This window comes from Marinicrinis sediminis, from assembly GCF_042685085.1.
In the GTDB taxonomy this organism is placed as follows: domain Bacteria; phylum Bacillota; class Bacilli; order Paenibacillales; family KCTC-33676; genus Marinicrinis; species Marinicrinis sediminis.
The window spans coordinates 429,997-447,292 of record NZ_JBHUMM010000043.1 but is presented as its reverse complement, the minus strand read 5'-3'; the positions used below and the strand labels follow the sequence as shown (position 1 = coordinate 447,292).

Here is a 17,296-nt window from a genome sequence, read left to right as displayed (position 1 = left end):
ACCCATTCGTAAAATTCATCCGTTTTCCCTGTGATAAAGGGCATTGACTTAGGCCCGCTTACGAAATTAGCCGTTGAAAGACAAATCTGCGATTGCACAACACAATCTGGTCTCCGTCTTTCATTTCGTATGACTTGTAGGGCACCATCGCCTGTTCATTCAGAAAAGTACCATTGCTGGAACCGAGATCCTTCAGCATGACCTTCCCTTGCTCTTGCAACAGCTCACAATGAAGTTTGGACACCCCTGGAGAAAGAACCGCATACTGAACCTTGGATTCATCTCTGCCAATGACAAATGGAAATGACGGAAGAGAGATTTCAGTCGTTCTGCCATCCTCACTAGCCTGCAGTACATATCTCTCTTGTTGGATAATCGCAGCCCCGTGGGTCTGAGCACTCAGAAGTACGGTTTTGTCAGGCTCCCTCGGCAGCACAACGGTCTGATCCTGTAGCTGTTCGTAATAGGGCTCTATGGAAGACACGGGAGAGGGAGACGTTCGGACGGGGCGATCATCTGCGCCTATTGGCTCTTTATGCTGCGTTTGAGAGACTGAGCGGTCCGTCTGGCTTGCGACTATCTCTTCTTGACCAAACAGCTCTTCCCAGCTTAACGGATCATATGCGGTCTCCTCATTCTCTTCGCCTGGAGCAGTGGATTCAGTCTGGGATGATTTGATCCAGGCCCAATAGGCCAGTGCTGCGATCCAGCTAGTCAGACCCAAACAAAGGTACAGCATGCCTTCACTGGGCTGCATGAACATATTCGACCAGATCAGCACCACCAATACGATACAAAGCAACAGTTTGGTTCGATATGAGGAATTGGAGGTGCTGTTGGTTGATCCGCCAGATGACGCCTTCCCTTTGGAGTTCGATACATGCACCTTCGGCCTGGACGGCGAAATGGGCTCGGAGGCAGACTTAGGTTGTTCAACAGGAGCCGTTTGGACTGCACGGTTGCCAAATTCAGATGCGGCTGCCTCCACTTGCCGAACGCTCATAGATTCCCGTTCTCCGGGATTCAACCCTGATGGAGTATCCCCTTTCCCTGATTGTGAGAAGGGGTTCTCGATTCGATGAGCAGACTGATGAGAAGCAATCCGATTCGCGTCGTCTGACTGGTCAAGTTTGTCATAGCCTGCCTGATGGGACCTGGGAGGAGACACATCTGACAGATGAGGTGCCACACCGCTCCTTAGCTGCTGGAGACCCACATAGAGGTGATCTACAGTTGGCTCCGCCTGGATCAGACTCATGATCCGCTGTATACCTGCACCATCCAGTTCCTTTACATGGGGGAGCAGATGCATCAGCAATTCCTTGAATCCTTGCAGCCAACTCGTACTCATCTCCCAATTTTCTATGGGAATATACAGACCGTACAGCTGCTGCATGTGAACATCACAAAACAAATAATCGGGATGCAGCACGGTTCTTTCCGGTTGCAGAAAGTAGCTGCTCCCGGTACGCAACAGATCCACCACAGACAGGAGCAGGCGATAGCAGTCATCCATCGACAGTTCTGTACTGCGAAGTTGCTGGGAAAGCAGCTTTTTGCCTGTAAATCCGTAACACAGCGAAAGCGCCAGATCCTTTTCCTCCACATACAGGGGCAGATAACCCTTTACATTCCCCTTCATCAGCATACTGGACTGCACACTTTGCAATTCTTCCTTTTGAATAGCCGGCATACGCTTTACGATCAGGCAATGACCGTTTCTGGTATCAAATTCCGTAATAAATGGTTGCAGGTTCAACGTTCTCCCCTCTCCTTCCTGAATGTTAAACAAGCATGAAATAGGCCGTCGTCATCCCTGGCAGAACCGCCCACATAAAAGGAAAATGGGAAGTCTGAGAGGAAGCCGTATGCCATACCTTGCGGGACTTCAATACGATAGCCGTCCATATAAAGTGATAAATTCTTTTCAACTGGGCTCCCAGCGTATGACGCAATGTCCAAATCAGAAGCCCGATTACACCCGCATACAGGATCGAATACAGCAGCCCAAGCAGGGAAAGTTCCATCCCGCCAATCGCTCCGATGGCTGCGAACAGCTTGACATCACCAGCGCCCACCGCCCCGATCAGAAACAGCACAAACAGGATAACGAACAAGACCACCATACTGACCATGGCCTGCATGACTCCCGGTATTCCTTCATGAATGAATGCCGCAACCAACCCAAGTCCCATGAATGGCAGCGTCAGCTTGTTCGATATTTTCGTTTGCGTCACATCTTGTACAAATGCCGTAACCAGCAGCACGACCATTAATCCGAATGCCAATCCACTCATTACATCCATTAAGGTTCACCTATCCATACGCGTTCTTTTGCACGCTTCGTTATCGTCAGCTCTTTCTCGTAAAACGGAATAGGCAGCTTGACTACATAGGACGCCTCTACTCCGAAATACGCTTGTCCCGGCTGCTGCAGGTTCGGGAGCGTCACCTCTGTCACTTGCAAACGTTCCGAATCCATCTCCACATCTTCTGCAAATACCGCTAAAATCGGCTTCATCGCTGCCATTTTCGCCTGATCGATCATCTTCCCGCCTTGACTGCCTATTTCCTTCGAGAAGGCATCCAGCATTTGGGGAAGCGGATCAGGGAGCAATCCTGCATAGGCATCTGTGAATTCCGAAGCGGTTTGAAGTTGCTCTCTCGCTCCCGTGATCGCTTGTCCTATTCCGGTGTTCATTCCCTGGTCGTACAGCAGCTTGACCGGATACATATGGGTTGAAATGACCTTAGTCGTCTCCGATACAGCCGTTTGCAATGCCATGTGAGCACTTTGTATTCGAATCATCGAGATCATGGCCAGGACAAACATCATGAGGAATGGCAGCACAATCGCGGCCTCCAGCGTTATGCCTCCCTCCTCCCGTTTCCAAAATGTTCGTTTCAATTGCATCTCCCCTTCCGTTCCTGACGTGCCAGGCTAAACGCGAATCGACGCATAACCCTCTCTAATAGGATTCATAGATTTCATGTGTGATCACGATTTCTCCTTCTTCACTGCTCCTGCCAAGGATGGGAAGAACAGCTGTGAAAAAGACCGGTTCCAACTCAAACGTCATGAAGGTCCTCGTATAGACAGGCTTGTTGATTAAATCCTTGCCTGTATTCAGTTCGATCAAGGCCTGCATGCGGCTCATCATTTTCGTATCCTGACTATGCAGCAACAGAAAGATGCGCAAGTAATCCTTGTAGTTGAACGTAACAGCACGTGCCCATTTATCTGAAAGTGGCACTTCTTTCCCTGCAATCAGATCCCCCATCTCCTGCCAGGCTTCGATGGCAGCCTCGGCAACTGCCCATAGAAACAACAGCCAGGGGGACACCAGCAGCGCAGCCTGCTTGTTCGGCGAAGCGAGCGCCTCCGCCAGATTGACAGCCATTCGCACTAAAAATATTTCACCATAGGCTGCGCCCAGATTCTTCTCACAGGTGCTGAGCCCGTACAGAATATACTCGACTTCCTGGTTGTACAGCGTGTGCGCATGCGGCAACGCCTTTGTGAATGATTGTTGATTGATGACGCTTGAATCTTTTGCATCAGGCGGCAACATCGTCCGATAATTGAACTTTGTCAAGGCATACTCGTTGACGTAAACCTCATCCCGAAAATTCAGAAGCGCATTTTGGATGATATCGATGAAATCAAAGGAATCTGTACCCACCTTGTCCGGGTCTTCAAGTTCCCTTTCTTGATATTCTGTTTCCTTGTCAATCTGGGCATTGTAGGATAAATATTTGTGATACAGGCCGTCCTGACCGGTAAGTTGCTTGAGTTGTCCATCTCCACTGATGGGGCACTTGAAGGTGTTGATGAGCTTGTTCAATGATTGCTCCGCACGATCTCGCTGTTCGTTTTTCTTGTCCTCAATCTTTTCATTGCGTTGATTGCGCTTGCGGTCTTCTTCCCGCACCCATATTTCCACGGTGTTTCTTTTTTGCTCCAGTGCTTCTATTCGTTGCTGCAGTAACGTGTAGCCATCCATATATGTTTTTCCGGTGAAGTGATTCAGCACATCCGTTCCGCGCTCCGGGAGACTGAAAAAGTGGGCTTGAAATGAGCGACCATATGCGGTAAACATCGCATGAACACCGCTTAGCTGACTTCTGTAATCAGCAAAGTAATTATCACCGTACACATGGATTTGCAAATCCAGTTCTTCCGTCATCTCCTCCAACTTCTTGATGAGACGTTTCTCAGCTGACTGGGCTTCTTGCAGTGCATGTTCAATTTGCTCGATCAAGGATCTGCCAATGATACCATCCAGTCTGCGTGCAGAAGCTTCCAGTTCCATCTTCATTTCCAGCACCAGCTGAGCCAGATTCTCAGCCGCCTGCTTCATGCTGTTCAGGTCAGACAGCTTCTCAGAAAGTTCTTCGATGCTGTTCTCTATTTCCTCGATGCTCGCCTGAATGTCCATAACCGTATCCGCATTCGCATTGTTGTCATGGGCCGCCTCGAGAGCCTGACTGGCTGCCTGTGCCTGTAGAGCGGATTTCTGTGCTGAAAGTTCAGACATCGATTGGCTAATCTGACTGATTTCCGTCGTCAGCGTATGCATACTGTGGATACCCAGTTCACCTGCCAGTCCATCCATTTCACTCAGCATTCGCTGCATGGACATTGAAAAACGGTGATAGTTCCCTTCTTTTCTTACGAGTTCGATCGTCATGTCCATCGCCTCATCCAGGGCGTCCTCCCGCTCCTCGATGATGCTTTCCAGGTCCTTTAGCTTGTCTGACATCCGGGACGCTTCGGACAGCTTGAGATCGAGGCCCCCTGCCTTCCACTTCTCCCACACATCTGTCATGTATTCGATGGGAGCCGCATATTTCATCTCTTCCAGAATCTGCTGCTCAAATACACCATGGTTCGCCAGTGCATGCTCGGAACTGACCTCAATCTCGCCTAACTCCGGACTGCTGAACCAGTTCTGATCCGGGGGCAGATTATCCTGTGTAACCTGCTGGACAACGTTCTCCATCTCATCCTTGTTCGCGATCGCATATAGCCCATAGGTGGCGAGGTCCAGATCATAGCCCGCATGAAGAGAGCGTACAGCCGCCTTTACAGCTCGCTCCGTCTCATACTCGGCAGCCTTGATGCGTGCGAAGTCAACAAATATAGCCTGAAACAGAAAGACCGCAGCCAGGATGATCATGAAGAAAATGGAGACTGCTCCTCGTTCGGAATGCCACAGCTTGTTCATGTTTCCCTTCCTTTCGCCTCCGTGGGCGCCAGTTGCCCGCCAACGACCCATCATTCACCATCATGAATGACAACCACGATTCCCAGCGCTTCGATTTCCTTTCTCAATGCCGCATCCGGCCCAACGGTTCCGTTTCGGCCCTTCTTGTAAAAATGATAGACGATCCCGTTTACATCCTTGCTGTTCTTCAACAGCTCAGCATCCTTTCGCATCTGCGGGGCCAGACTGGATTTTGTAAAGGAATAATACGCCTGATGGACAACCTGATCTTTGTCCAACGCATCGATTTTTCGTTTCCCCTCAGAGGTTTGCAGGTAAAAATCGTGGCGAACGGAACCGACCAGCTTTCTGGTATAGGCCACCGCCTCGACATGACTGCCGATGCTGGCGTTCTCATTTTTGAGCGCGATAAACGCAGCGGTTTTTTCCTGCGCTTGCCGCTTGTCTATGTTGCGCTGAGTCAGCTTTTGCGCGTATGTAGTCAGAAAGTCCACGGTCCGATTCAGTTCAATCGGGTCCACCACATAAGAACGGCTGGCCACTTCCAGTTCCGGCGCCTCGATCACCTTCCATCTAAAGAACGCCGAATCAGGTGTATGCGTCTCTTGTCCGTTAATCAGTTGAAAAAGCCAGTAATGATTGAAGTCCAGTTCCCCATAGTCCGGCGATTCAACCATCTGATTGATCCGACTCAGTTTGCGGTGGAGGAGGCCACTGTTTTGAGGACCATCCGGGAAGGAATAGGTACTGCTCTGTGTCCCTCCTCTGATCCATCCGAACAGATCATTGCTCGTCCAGCGCCAGTACAATCCGTCCGTTTGACCCGGGTGCACCTCTCCGGTTACCAGATCACGGGCACTATTGTTCCAGACATAGGCACTTCTCTCCACGCCGCTATGAATTTCCTGCTCAGTCGCTATTCGCTGATACACCGTTTCGGTCAAAGCAAAGAACATGAATACGGCAAGCAGGAGAACGGGCAGAATAATCGCCGCCTCCAGTGTAAAAGAACCTGCTTCATTCCGTTTAAGCTGTCTCGATTTTTCTAACACTCGCATTCCCACACCTGCCCTTATTCGCTACTCCTTTGACTTTCACGCCTCATACCGATGAACAAGTGAATCAGCGTGCTTCATGTTGATTATGTTGCCGTAGCTTATTATGGCGTCGCTGGCGGATCACTTGGTCTTAGGTTATCAATAGTATCAATTTCCTCTTGAGTATCAGTGAAAAGCTGATTTACCCAGCTCACGATCCATTTTCGGAATACGACTGCGATAACGACTAACACGGCAATAATGAGCAAAATCTCCAGCGTTCCCAGACCCTTTTCTTCTTTCCATACGGCTTTCCATTTGTTTGACAACCAATTCATATGTGTTCCTCCTCCAGAATCTATACATAGGTTTGTATGTCGCGGCTTGCTAAAAGCTGACCGACAGGATCGCGGGGGCTGCCGTAATGGTCAGTACGATCAGAAAAACGAGCACCATCGGAAAGACTAGTTTCGATGATGCTTCTTCCCCGAGTGTTTTGGCGGCAGCCTTGCGAGCCTCCCACAATTGGAAGGACAAGCCTGCCAGTGCTGCGACGAACTCTGTGCCTCCCCGCCGGAAATTCAGCAGGATGGTGTTGGTCAGCAGCGATACCTCCTGTACAGCACACCTTCGGTTAAACTCTTCCAGAGCCTGTTGAAAAGGCTCATGATTCTTCATCTGCTGCACCAGTCTGAACCATTCCTTGTACAGGGGATGGTGAGCATCTGTCTGCTTGCCCTGGACGGCTTTCATCATCGCTCCTTGCAAGGTTTCCCCTGCGTTCATAAGCAGGGTGACCTTATTCAGCAAATTCGGCAACTCCATCAGGATCAGCATCCTGCGTCGTTTTAACTGCTGCTGCACCTGCTTGTACATCACAAGTGGAAGGATCACAGCAAAGAGAACCATCATGCCCAGCAGAGACGCATCCGAACTTGCACTGAAACCGCACAGCGACAACAGCAATACAATCATGACCACCATCCCGATCACTTTGCTCAAAAAATACCGTGTTTGTTCAATCGCCTGCGCCTGACCAAACAGAATGCGATGATCACGAACCAGAATGCCGTAATATTTGCCGATTCTTTTGTCCAGCTTGAGCCACTGAACGTAAATTTCAAATCCATGCCAAAAATCACGTTTTTGCCGGGCCGCCAGACCGGGATCTGCCTGCACACCGCGTTCCTTAATCGCGCCAAGCACGACCACCACGAACAGTACCACTGTCCATCCCCCATAGACCATCTGCAACTCTCTCACCCCCTTTGTTAGACATCGCAGCTGAAACTTTTTACTTCTTTGTTTGGCTTCGCAGTCGCTGCTTCATCAGATGTTGATGCCTGCCTGACATTGAAAATTCTTCCTGGTCAAATTTTGATGTCGGTAATTTTGTGCGACAGCAGCATCGCAACAATCAACAAAATCAGAGACACCAGCATGATCAGAATGCCTTTTCCGGCATATAGCGGATTCATGTAATCCGGCGAACTGATTTTGAGCAAGAGCAAAAAGCAAAACGGTGCACCCATCAGCAATCTCGATTCAAATTTCTTCTGGGCTACAATGACGGAAATGTCTTGCTGAATTTCGAGCTTTTCACCGATCATCTGAACCGTTCGTCTCAGCACCTCAGCCAGGTTTCCCCCAGACCGCTTGCTAATGACAAACACTTCTGCGAAATTGAGGATGTCTTCCTGCCTGGATCGGACCGCAAACGCATAGATCGCCTTCTCGATCGGCTCACCTGTATCCACCTGGCGATTGATTCGCTTCAGCTCCGTCATAATTGGAGACTGCGGATCAGGAAACAAGAAGCTGAGATCCTTCATGCTCTCACGAAATGCGCTCTCCACCGATCGGCCTGCACGCAAATAGGAACTGACTACTTCCAGCGCCTGTTTGAAATCGACTGCCAGCAGAAATCGCTTCTGCTCCTTCCACGACTCGTTTTTCCACACCGGATAGAACGGTGCGAAGATCATGAGAATCAGCCCAGCTACCCACTGATCGAAAAACAGCCATCCTGCAGAACATAGAAACAGCGCTGCGATTCCGGTAAAGATCCAGTGCTTGAACGTCCAGTCCTCACGCATGATCTGCTTCACGTTATGAAGCTGTCTGCCCAGGCTGGTAAATGGTTTGGAACCACTCATATCCGATCGCTCCTTCCACTGGGCGTTGCTGCTCGCTGAAATCCGGCGAGCTCCAGCTTGCTTCTGTTGTGGATCGCATGGCCGGTAGCGGTCAGGCTGCCCGATATATGATCGAGCGTGGAAGTCTCATGTTCTTCAAAAACATACAGCGGGTTGAGCAGAACCTGCCCATTCTCTATGCCGATGACTTCGCTGATTTCTGCTACTCTCCGGCTTCGATCACGGAATCGGGACAAATGGATAAAGATATCGATGGCAGAAGCAATTTGCTGACGAATGACTTCTACCGGAAGCTGAACCGCACTGAGCACCATCGTCTCCAGCCGACTGATCATATCCTTGGTCGAATTGGCATGCCCGGTAGACAGGGAGCCGTCATGCCCGGTGTTCATCGCTTGCAGCATGTCCAGTGCTTCCGCCCCCCGCACTTCCCCGACCACAATCCGATTGGGACGCATCCGCAGAGAGGAGCGAATCAACTGACGAATGGGAATCTCTCCCTTGCCCTCTGTATTCGCATTGCGCGTCTCCATTCGCACCAGGTTCGGAACCGTGCGAATCTGAAGTTCTGCGGAATCCTCAATCGTAATGATACGCTCATCGGGCGGAATGAATTGAGCCAGGGCATTGAGAAACGTCGTCTTTCCTGAACCTGTACCACCACCAATGAAAATATTGTATTTGGCCTGGACGAGCATTTTGAGCATGTCGGCTGCTTCCTCCGTCACCGAGCCAAATCGGACGAGGTCCTGCATATGAATCGGTTGTTCGGGAAATTTCCGAATGGTCATCGTAGGCCCGTCCAGTGCAATGGGAGGAAGGACGACATTTACCCTGGAGCCGTCAGGCAGTCTCGCATCCACAATCGGGGTGCTTTCATTGACGATCCGGTTGACCTGACCGACAATCATCTGAATGACATCTTCCAGCTTCTCTTTGCTCTCGAATTGCATGGGAGCCTGCAGTACCTGACCTTCCCGCTCAATGAAAATCTGGTCATGTCCGTTGATCATAATCTCTGTAATCTGCGGGTCATCGATATAAGGCTGAAGAACATCGTAACCGCGAATGGAATGATAAATTCGGGCGATCATCTGCTGTTTTTCCGAGACCGTGTACCGGGCTCCCAGATTCAACACCTGACGCTCAATCCATTGTTTCAGCTCCTCATCTGTCGAAAAATCCTCGTATTCAATCGCTTCCCGCAGCCTGTTCTTAATTTGCTGAATGAACTGCTCCATGTGACCATCCCTTTTGCTTGCTATGATTACCTTTCAGTTGCAGCAGCTGTTTGGCCAGTTGCATCACCGCCACCTGATAGGCCTGGGGCGGCTGTGTCCATTGCGGGGAAGTCACCCATTTCCATTCTGGTACGTAAGGAAGCTCAAACAGAACATCTGCCCATTGTTCAAGTGCCCGTCGTTCCTCTCTGGAAGGGCCGCACCGGTTGACCACGATCCCGTTCAGGAGCCACTGGTTTTCTTTCGCCGCCATTCCCTCTCCAAGCGCGACACGCTCCGCCTGTTCTGCCTTGTATCTGGTTAGCTTGGATATCGCGTGAACATCATCGTTGACCACATGCAACTGCACGTCGCAGCGCTGTTGCAGCGCCCTGCCAATCTCGCTTATTCCGCTCTCTGCTTCCACAATGACGAAATCAAAGGGCTGCGCGCGAAGCCGGTCCGCAAGCAGCTGAACATCCTCTACTGTCAGTTCTGACCAGGCTCTTGTTGTCTGAAAGGAGGGCAGATAGGTCACACGCAGCGTTTCACTATGAACCAAACTGTCAACCAGCGCTGTATGCACCTCATCCGGACGAGTACGCAGCAGATAATGAATATGATCCAGCCCTGTCGGGCCAGTGGCGTCATCGTCAGGGATATCTGTTTGGTCACTCAGGTCATCCGCTCTCCAGGTCTTGCTTGATCGGTCATACGTTTCAAGTGATGGCAAGCTCTCCAGAGATACATACAAGGCCTTCTTGCCAGCGCTTTGCAGCTTTTGGATGAGCGCCAGTGCGAGAATCGACTTTCCTGCCCCTCCGCTCACCGAGGTGAGTCCAACGAGAAGGGTATCGCCGGCAGGATGAACAGACTCCTTTTCCGGCGTAGGAACGTGAGGCGTGTACGCCTGCTGAAAGCCCTCTCTGGCCTGTATGAGTAAATCCTCTACAGACTGATACTTTTCCACCCTCTGCCAACCGGAACGGACAGCCCCGGCTGGATGTTCAACCAGGATTACCTTGTGCAGGCGCCGTTCTGTGGGCAGACTCTGTGACAAGACCGTGTCTACTTCTTCGCACAGGGACGGAGAAGTCAGGATCATTCCCTCACCTGCCTCCTGTTTCCAAGATGCTTGCAGGGTGTTGACAGACGTAAAGGTTTTGCATGTATATTGCATGCGGAGTGTATCCGATGAGGCCACGAATCGACTGAACAAATTCATATACGCCTCATCTTCGAGCACGAGATACAACAGCATCTTGTCCCCCCCTTTCTTCATAAAATCCCGAATAATTTCAGCACGCCAAAAATCGTAAACATCCCGCCAGCGGCGGTTAAGATCATGAGCGTTTTCTGCTGCTGCCTGGTCAGATTCATCTCCAGCCCTCCCTGGTTTCCATTTATATCCAGACCAAAAAAATAAGCACCACCCACAAGCTGAATCCTCTTCTGATCAGCTGTGAGCGGTGCTTCCGCTTTGATTTCATTCAATTGAAACTAATATATCCTATATTCCTCCAATTTTCAACCATTTTTGCGCATTCTGGCGATCCAACCCTTCCGACTTGGCTTCGGCTGTACGTGATGTTGCCAGTGCTGCAAGTAAGGCGCAAGACATTCCCGGCATGTCTCGAACCAGTCCCGGTTGCTTAACACATGCTTTCCTTGATACTCCGCCTTGATCCATTCCGCATACGGAATATTATCCACGAAACAAATGGGCTTCCAGGGAAAGCTGCCCGCCCATTGGGCGTGAAAGTGGGGTCCCGGATCACGATTGCCGATGAAATGGACGGAATATCCCTTTTGCCTGTACGTCGCAGCCTTCTGAAAAGCCAATTCGGCGTGCCTGCTGTTAAAACGTCGCGGGCTCGCATCGGCTACGATGACCCATTCGTCTATCATCGTATGCAGCGAATCGATCAAATGAAGGTGCTCGGACAAATCCAGCACCCAGCAAGCCATGTCCGCTCTGCCGTTTATTTTGTCTTGAAGAGCATCAACGGTGGATTGAAGGGATCGGCCCCAATCGACATTTACATAATAAATTTCCTTCACCGTTCGTTTGCTGAGCTGCATTTCTTCATGAAGCAGGCTGGCATCGGCACCGCTCATGGACGCAGAGATGCCTTTTAACTCCAGCACACACGACGACAAAAACAATTGGCCAAGATAGATGGCAATGGCTTCTGCCATAAAGCTGGCTCCAACATGCTGATCAATTCCCGAAACGGCAATAATTTTCGGTCGATGACCCGACCTCTTCATTGGGTTCGCGGGACCCGCCAGCCCCTCCAGCTCGCGCAGATCCTGCTGCAGCTGCTTCACATTGGCATAACGATACAGCGGATTTTGCTGGAGCAATCGATACAGGATCGCTCGCCATTTGTCAGGGACTAGCTGCAAGCTCTCTGCTTGCTCATTCTCCACAGGTACTGCATGCTCGCCTCCTGACAGCAGATAATACAAGCAGGCACCAAGGACGTACAGATCCGTACGAGGACCAGACTGGTGACCTGCATACTGTTCCGGGGCTGCAAAGCCTATCGTCCCAAGCTGTCTGGTATCGCTTGTCTGCATCGTGTCGTATCTGCGGGAAATACCAAAATCGATCAGCTTCATATTGTCATTTGGATCAATCATGATATTGGCAGGCTTCAGGTCCCGATAAATGACAGGTTGAGCCTGACTGTGCAAATAATCCAGCACCTCGCACAATTGTCGTGTCCATTTCAGCAACTGCTCATCAGACAGCTGATGCTGCTGATTCACAAATAATTGCTGCAGGGTAACGCCCTCTATGTAATCCATCACAATGATGACGCTTTGTGAATCATGCGTCTGAATGGCATCAACGATGCGCGGCAGAAACGGGTGACTGAGCTCCATCAACAGCTTCAGCTCGCTTTCTGCCGCCAGTTTTTCATCGGCATCCATGATTTTGACCGCCCATTGCTTTCCATTGAGATGCAGATCCTCTACCGCATAGACCGCACCCATGCCTCCCTGACCCAACTCCCTGATCAAGCGGTAACGCCCTGCGAGCAGATCACCTGGCTGGTAAGAAGATGGCTTTTTCATTATGACTTCCCCCTGACTCTGAACCTGTTGCTCAACAGTATAGCACAATTTCCAAATGCTGTGACGATGAATCTTGCTGCATCGTGGAGGATTTGCGCGCAATTGTATATCTCCATGTACTATCCTGATCTCAGCCGGATTCACTCCACTCCTATCTGCCACGTCATGTTACAGTGCTGTTTCAATCCTACTTAGGGGTGGGTATAATTAAAGTGTAGTTGATCCAGCGTGATCAGACATGATGGCATTCATCATGGAAGACAAAAATGACGTCCATCGCGTCAAAAGGAGTGAAGAGGCCTCACATGGCACATCAAACACTAGAAAGAAAAAATGAATTGCTAAGAAAAGAGATTTCCCAGTATCTGATTCAGGAAAATCAGCACGGATTGAATGAGCATGACCAACAAATGAAGCAAAGAATGCTGAAGGAGTTCCATGCCAACCAATATAGTCTGCGAAACACACATTCGCAATAACACGTATTTGCAATGATAGGTTCTATCCTAAAAAATGGAGCCGCTCCCACTGTACGGTGTCGGGGAGCGGCTCCATTTTTATTTTTTTGCAAACATGTTTCAATTACTTCGCAAGCATGTGTCGGGCTATTTTACTGCCATGGTGTCTGCCATTCTCTATAAAAATTGCATTGGCCTCTCTACCTGCAGCGATGACGCCTGCGATGTACAGTCCGGGAACGTTCGTTTCCATTGTCTCCGGGTCATGCAGAGGCGCATCATGCTGCTCATCGAGCTGAACCCCCATGTTCTCCAGAAATGCCCGGTCAGGACGAAAACCAGTCAAAGCCAATACAAAATCATTTTCTATTGTCCGTTCGTTCTCCTTGTCTTTCACGGTAATACTCTCCGCCGTAATGCGCGTGACTTCGGTGTTCCAGAGCATATGGATCTTGCCCTTATCCACCATGCTCTCAAATACCGGTCGCACCCATGCCTTTACACTTGGAGACAGCTGATCCTGGCGGTAAATGACGGTTACCTCAGCGCCGACCCGAAGCAGATCCAGTGCAGCATCAATGGCTGAATTTTTTCCGCCGATGACGGCTACTTTCATTTGGTGATAGGGATGTGCCTCCTGATAAAAATGCGACACCTTCAGCAAATCCTCCCCAGGTATGCCCAAATGGTTGGGATGATCAAAATATCCGGTTGCCATAATCAGGTTTTGTGCCCTATATGCGTGGCTTTTCCCGAACCGATCCTTCGTTTCTACCTTGAAACCCTTTTCGTCTCGATTGACCGCGATGACCTTCTCGTACGTATGGACACGCAGCTGTTCGCGCTCTGCCACAGTTCGATAATACTGAAGCGCTTCCTGCCGGGTTGGCTTCTCCTGCACACTCATAAAGGGATAATTCCCTATCTCCAGATTCTCTGACGTGCTGTGAAAGACCAGATAGGTCGGATACTGATAGATGGACTGTACGATGCTGCCTTTCTCAATCACAAGCGGATCGAAGCCGGCTTGCTTGCAGGCAATGGCGGCTGCAATGCCACAGGGGCCGCCGCCGACGATGATGACTTGCTCCATGATGCTTCCCCCTTCCTGAACATGGCTCACACAACGTGAATCCAGGGACGACCAGCCTCCCAGCTTAATTGTACCTTGACATCGAAGATGTCTGCAAATTGTTCAGGTCTGATGACGTCATGCTTGGGTCCTGCTGCAGCAATCTTTCCTTGCTCAATGATGCAGACATGCGTGAAGAATGGCATCAATTCTTCAATGTGGTGAGAGACATAGACCATGGGCATCCCCTGCTCTGCCAGCATGGTCAGATCCTGAAGCAATTTCTCCCGTTCATACAGATCCAGTCCGGCACACGGCTCATCCAGAATGAGCAGTTCCGGTTTACTGAGCATGGCTCTGGCCAGCATCACTTTTTTCCGTTCTCCCTGGGAGAGGACCCCAAGCGGTGAATGACGCAAATGGGCGATTTTGAAGCGGTCCAACATCTGAACCGCCTCTTCTTCTACTTCCGGAGGAATCGTCTGATAGAATCGCAAATAGCCGAACAAGCCGGTCGCAGCAACTTCCCATACCGGATCGGAAAGGTGAAGCTTCTCGATCAGGGAAGGACTGATATAACCGATTCGTTTTCTTACTTCCCGTACATCGGTCTGTCCATAGCGCTCACCCAGCACGTGAACTTGTCCCCGAGTCGGAAACAGGTACCCGTTTATCATTTCCAGTATGGTCGTTTTTCCCGAACCGTTTCGGCCCAGGATCATCCACTGCTCTCCCTGACGTATATCTAGCTGAATATCGGACAATATGGTGCGCTGCTCCCGTATCAGGGAAACGTCTTTAAAATGAATCATCCTGTCATCCTCCTCTTACTGTGGTCGGAACTCGTTCAGCACTTCATTCGGTATCGGATACGGGAACACCACGACATGCTCCGGCTTCGAGGCTTGCAGCATGTCATGCATGCGGCGCTTCCCTTCCAGGCTGGACGTATGCAAGTATATGACATCGGCAAAAAGCCGCTCCTGAATCATCTGAATAACCAGGTCCGTTCCCGTTAATTCACCTGCACCGAGATCATGATCCAGCGATAAAATGCCCACACGACATTCGCGAAGCAGCAGCAGGCATTCCTCTGCATTTTTGGCCAGGACAAAGCCTTCCGGACAGGGTCTCCAGTCATCCAGATAAACGTGTACCTTCTCCATTTCTCCCATTCTCTCACTCTCCCACTGGTTTCTTACTTGTCCTTCCTTCCATCGCTCCGCTGTGCAAGAGACATCGCGTTGTGCCATTCCATCCGGGGATCGTCCTGCTTCGAGGCTCGGGTTTCCAATATGACGGGGACAGGCACATGCTGAAACGAAGATAACAGTTCTCCCAGCGCCTTTCTCCCGATCTCGCCCTGTCCGATGTCTGCATGTCGATCCCGGAAACTGCCGGACGGATAGAGCGAATCATTCAAATGAAGGACCTGCACATGTTGGATGTACCCTATCTTTCTGCCGTGCTCCAGCAGCTTTGCCCAATTGTGTCCATCCCACAGCCCCGCTGCATACAGATGACACGTATCGAGGCAGAAACCAATTCTGGCAGGGTCACGCACACAACTTCGCACGGTGGCACACTCTTCCAAGGTCATGCCCATCCTTGTCCCTTGTCCCGCCTGATTTTCAATCAGGATACGGGCCTGTCCGTCCCATTGTGCTAGCACCCGATTCAGGCACTGGATGCTGTTTTGATACCCTTGCAGTGGATCTTTCCCTCTGAAATGACCAAAATGCACCACGACCCCGATCGATCCGTTCGCTTCTGCAATCTGTAAATCATTGAGGATCGAACGCACCATGCGGTCTTGCTCTGCTCCCGGCGAGAGACAAGGGTTCGTTGGGTAGGGGGCATGAAGGACAGACTGAATGCCGTGCTGACGGCAGAAGGATCGACAGGCTTCTGTATCACGCAGCGGGATTTCCTTGTGGGAAAGCGTGCGCGGGTTTTTGGAGAAATATTGAAAAGCCGGTATGCCCAGTTCATGGGCACGACGGGCGGCACGGTAGTACCCGTTACGGATGCCCAAATGCACACCGATACAGGGACGCTGTGAGGCTGTCTGGTCGTTCACGCCATGTCTGCTCCTCTCTGCCTGTCATCTGCGTCAATGAGTAAATCAAGGGGACGCGGGAGTCTCGGAGGATCGATTGACCTTCTCGATATTTCCCAATGTATATAACCATACCCCTGCGATGACAACCATCGTTCCAGCGGCTTGCGGCCAAGTCAAACTTTCCCCGATCCATATATACGCAAACAGGGCGGTAAAGACCGGATTAAAATTCAGAAACATCCCGGATTGCGTACCGCCTACCTTTTGAACGCCGATATTCCAGAACAGCATCGCGAGCACGGTAGCCCCAATGCCGATATACAGCAAGGCAATCCAGAAGGAGGTGTCGGGCGAAGATATCGTCATCTCCCCCCATATAAAGGGCAACATGAGTCCCAGTCCGAACAGACCTGCCCAAAACGTTGCAAAGAGCGGACCCACCTCATCCTTGAGCGTAAACTTGGTCAATACCGAATAGACACCCCAGGTGAGCACAGCCGCCACCATATATAAATCACCCATATTAAATGAAAGCGCGAATAGCTGATCGACCTTGCCCCTCGTAATGACAATGACCACCCCGATCAATCCGGTAAGCATGCCAAGACGCTGTTTCCCATTTAATCGCTGGCCTGTGAAAATAAACGTCATGAGGGCAATGGCCAGTGGATTCAGTGCGGAAATAATGCCCGTGTTAATGGCACTCGTATGTTGCAGCGCCTGAAACATAAATAGATTGAATAAAAAAATGCCGGTCGCGCCCATCCCGATGAGGGGCAGCAAGGACGATCTGGAAGGCCAGAACTTGCGCTCTTTCCAGCGGACAAGCGGAAATAGAACCGCCACCGCAATCACATAACGCAAAAAACTCATCATGAGCGGATCGGCATGCCCCACTGTGAATTTCCCGGCTACAAAGTTCCCTGCCCACAACATGCTTGTCGCGAGCAACAGAATAAAATAAACCACTTTCATTATG

Annotated in this window: 18 protein-coding genes; 1 reads left to right on the top strand and 17 read right to left on the bottom strand. The window is 50.5% G+C overall.

Going from position 1 to position 17,296, the window contains the following annotated elements:
• Positions 1 to 58: 58 nt before the first annotated feature.
• The 12 genes from ACFSUC_RS15915 to ACFSUC_RS15860 all read right to left on the bottom strand — a co-directional run bounded on the left by ACFSUC_RS15915 (position 59) and on the right by ACFSUC_RS15860 (position 12,725).
• Positions 59 to 1,759, bottom strand: coding sequence for a DUF6382 domain-containing protein (locus ACFSUC_RS15915; protein WP_379930613.1), 1,701 nt, complete (start codon positions 1,757 to 1,759; stop codon positions 59 to 61).
• 25 nt (positions 1,760 to 1,784) lie between these two features.
• On the bottom strand, positions 1,785 to 2,306 hold the full coding sequence (locus tag ACFSUC_RS15910) for an A24 family peptidase (protein WP_379930612.1): 522 nt from the start codon (positions 2,304 to 2,306) through the stop codon (positions 1,785 to 1,787).
• Positions 2,306 to 2,908, bottom strand: a complete 603-nt coding sequence (locus ACFSUC_RS15905; protein WP_379930611.1) for a TadE/TadG family type IV pilus assembly protein — start codon at positions 2,906 to 2,908, stop codon at positions 2,306 to 2,308. Before ACFSUC_RS15905 ends, ACFSUC_RS15910 begins: the two co-directional genes overlap by 1 nt.
• A gap of 61 nt (positions 2,909 to 2,969) precedes the next feature.
• Positions 2,970 to 5,228 (bottom strand): DUF5702 domain-containing protein, encoded by a 2,259-nt coding sequence (locus ACFSUC_RS15900; protein ID WP_379930610.1) that lies wholly within the window; start codon positions 5,226 to 5,228, stop codon positions 2,970 to 2,972.
• 50 nt (positions 5,229 to 5,278) lie between these two features.
• Positions 5,279 to 6,286 (bottom strand): TadE/TadG family type IV pilus assembly protein, encoded by a 1,008-nt coding sequence (locus tag ACFSUC_RS15895; RefSeq protein ID WP_379930609.1) that lies wholly within the window; start codon positions 6,284 to 6,286, stop codon positions 5,279 to 5,281.
• 101 nt (positions 6,287 to 6,387) lie between these two features.
• A complete protein-coding gene (locus ACFSUC_RS15890) occupies positions 6,388 to 6,603 on the bottom strand; it encodes a Flp1 family type IVb pilin (RefSeq protein WP_379930608.1) in 216 nt (71 codons plus the stop codon).
• Positions 6,604 to 6,652: 49 nt separating this feature from the next.
• Positions 6,653 to 7,519 (bottom strand): type II secretion system protein, encoded by an 867-nt coding sequence (locus ACFSUC_RS15885; RefSeq protein ID WP_379930607.1) that lies wholly within the window; start codon positions 7,517 to 7,519, stop codon positions 6,653 to 6,655.
• Between the two features lie 116 nt (positions 7,520 to 7,635).
• Complete coding sequence (locus ACFSUC_RS15880) at positions 7,636 to 8,421, bottom strand: type II secretion system F family protein (RefSeq protein ID WP_379930606.1); 786 nt, start codon at positions 8,419 to 8,421, stop codon at positions 7,636 to 7,638.
• Positions 8,418 to 9,662, bottom strand: a complete 1,245-nt coding sequence (locus ACFSUC_RS15875; RefSeq protein ID WP_379930605.1) for a CpaF family protein — start codon at positions 9,660 to 9,662, stop codon at positions 8,418 to 8,420. Before ACFSUC_RS15875 ends, ACFSUC_RS15880 begins: the two co-directional genes overlap by 4 nt.
• Positions 9,637 to 10,902, bottom strand: coding sequence for a hypothetical protein (locus ACFSUC_RS15870; protein ID WP_379930604.1), 1,266 nt, complete (start codon positions 10,900 to 10,902; stop codon positions 9,637 to 9,639). The genes ACFSUC_RS15875 and ACFSUC_RS15870 overlap by 26 nt, the downstream gene beginning before the upstream one ends.
• A 17-nt stretch (positions 10,903 to 10,919) precedes the next feature.
• Positions 10,920 to 11,135 (bottom strand): hypothetical protein, encoded by a 216-nt coding sequence (locus ACFSUC_RS15865; protein ID WP_379930603.1) that lies wholly within the window; start codon positions 11,133 to 11,135, stop codon positions 10,920 to 10,922.
• A gap of 33 nt (positions 11,136 to 11,168) precedes the next feature.
• Positions 11,169 to 12,725: a serine/threonine protein kinase gene (locus ACFSUC_RS15860; RefSeq protein ID WP_379930602.1), complete on the bottom strand. Its 1,557-nt coding sequence runs from the start codon at positions 12,723 to 12,725 to the stop codon at positions 11,169 to 11,171.
• A 305-nt stretch (positions 12,726 to 13,030) separates the two neighbouring features.
• Between ACFSUC_RS15860 and ACFSUC_RS15855 the strand changes: the two genes are divergently transcribed.
• The gene (locus ACFSUC_RS15855; RefSeq protein WP_379930601.1) at positions 13,031 to 13,204 is read left to right on the top strand and encodes a hypothetical protein; all 174 of its coding nucleotides are present in this window, start codon (positions 13,031 to 13,033) and stop codon (positions 13,202 to 13,204) included.
• Between the two features lie 103 nt (positions 13,205 to 13,307).
• Here the strand turns inward: ACFSUC_RS15855 and ACFSUC_RS15850 are convergent, their stop codons facing one another.
• Genes ACFSUC_RS15850 through ACFSUC_RS15830 form a run of 5 tightly spaced genes read right to left on the bottom strand, consistent with a single transcriptional unit; the run spans position 13,308 to position 17,292 of the window.
• Entirely contained in the window at positions 13,308 to 14,276 is a 969-nt protein-coding gene (locus ACFSUC_RS15850; RefSeq protein ID WP_379930600.1) for a YpdA family putative bacillithiol disulfide reductase, read from the bottom strand.
• A 26-nt stretch (positions 14,277 to 14,302) separates the two neighbouring features.
• Positions 14,303 to 15,067: an ABC transporter ATP-binding protein gene (locus ACFSUC_RS15845; protein ID WP_379930599.1), complete on the bottom strand. Its 765-nt coding sequence runs from the start codon at positions 15,065 to 15,067 to the stop codon at positions 14,303 to 14,305.
• 15 nt (positions 15,068 to 15,082) lie between these two features.
• Positions 15,083 to 15,430 (bottom strand): cyclic-phosphate processing receiver domain-containing protein, encoded by a 348-nt coding sequence (locus ACFSUC_RS15840; RefSeq protein ID WP_379930598.1) that lies wholly within the window; start codon positions 15,428 to 15,430, stop codon positions 15,083 to 15,085.
• Positions 15,431 to 15,453: 23 nt separating this feature from the next.
• Positions 15,454 to 16,335 carry a deoxyribonuclease IV gene (locus ACFSUC_RS15835; protein WP_379930597.1) on the bottom strand — a complete coding sequence of 294 codons (882 nt, stop codon included), beginning with the start codon at positions 16,333 to 16,335 and terminating at the stop codon, positions 15,454 to 15,456.
• A gap of 45 nt (positions 16,336 to 16,380) precedes the next feature.
• Positions 16,381 to 17,292 carry a DMT family transporter gene (locus tag ACFSUC_RS15830; protein ID WP_379930596.1) on the bottom strand — a complete coding sequence of 304 codons (912 nt, stop codon included), beginning with the start codon at positions 17,290 to 17,292 and terminating at the stop codon, positions 16,381 to 16,383.
• Positions 17,293 to 17,296: the final 4 nt, after the last annotated feature.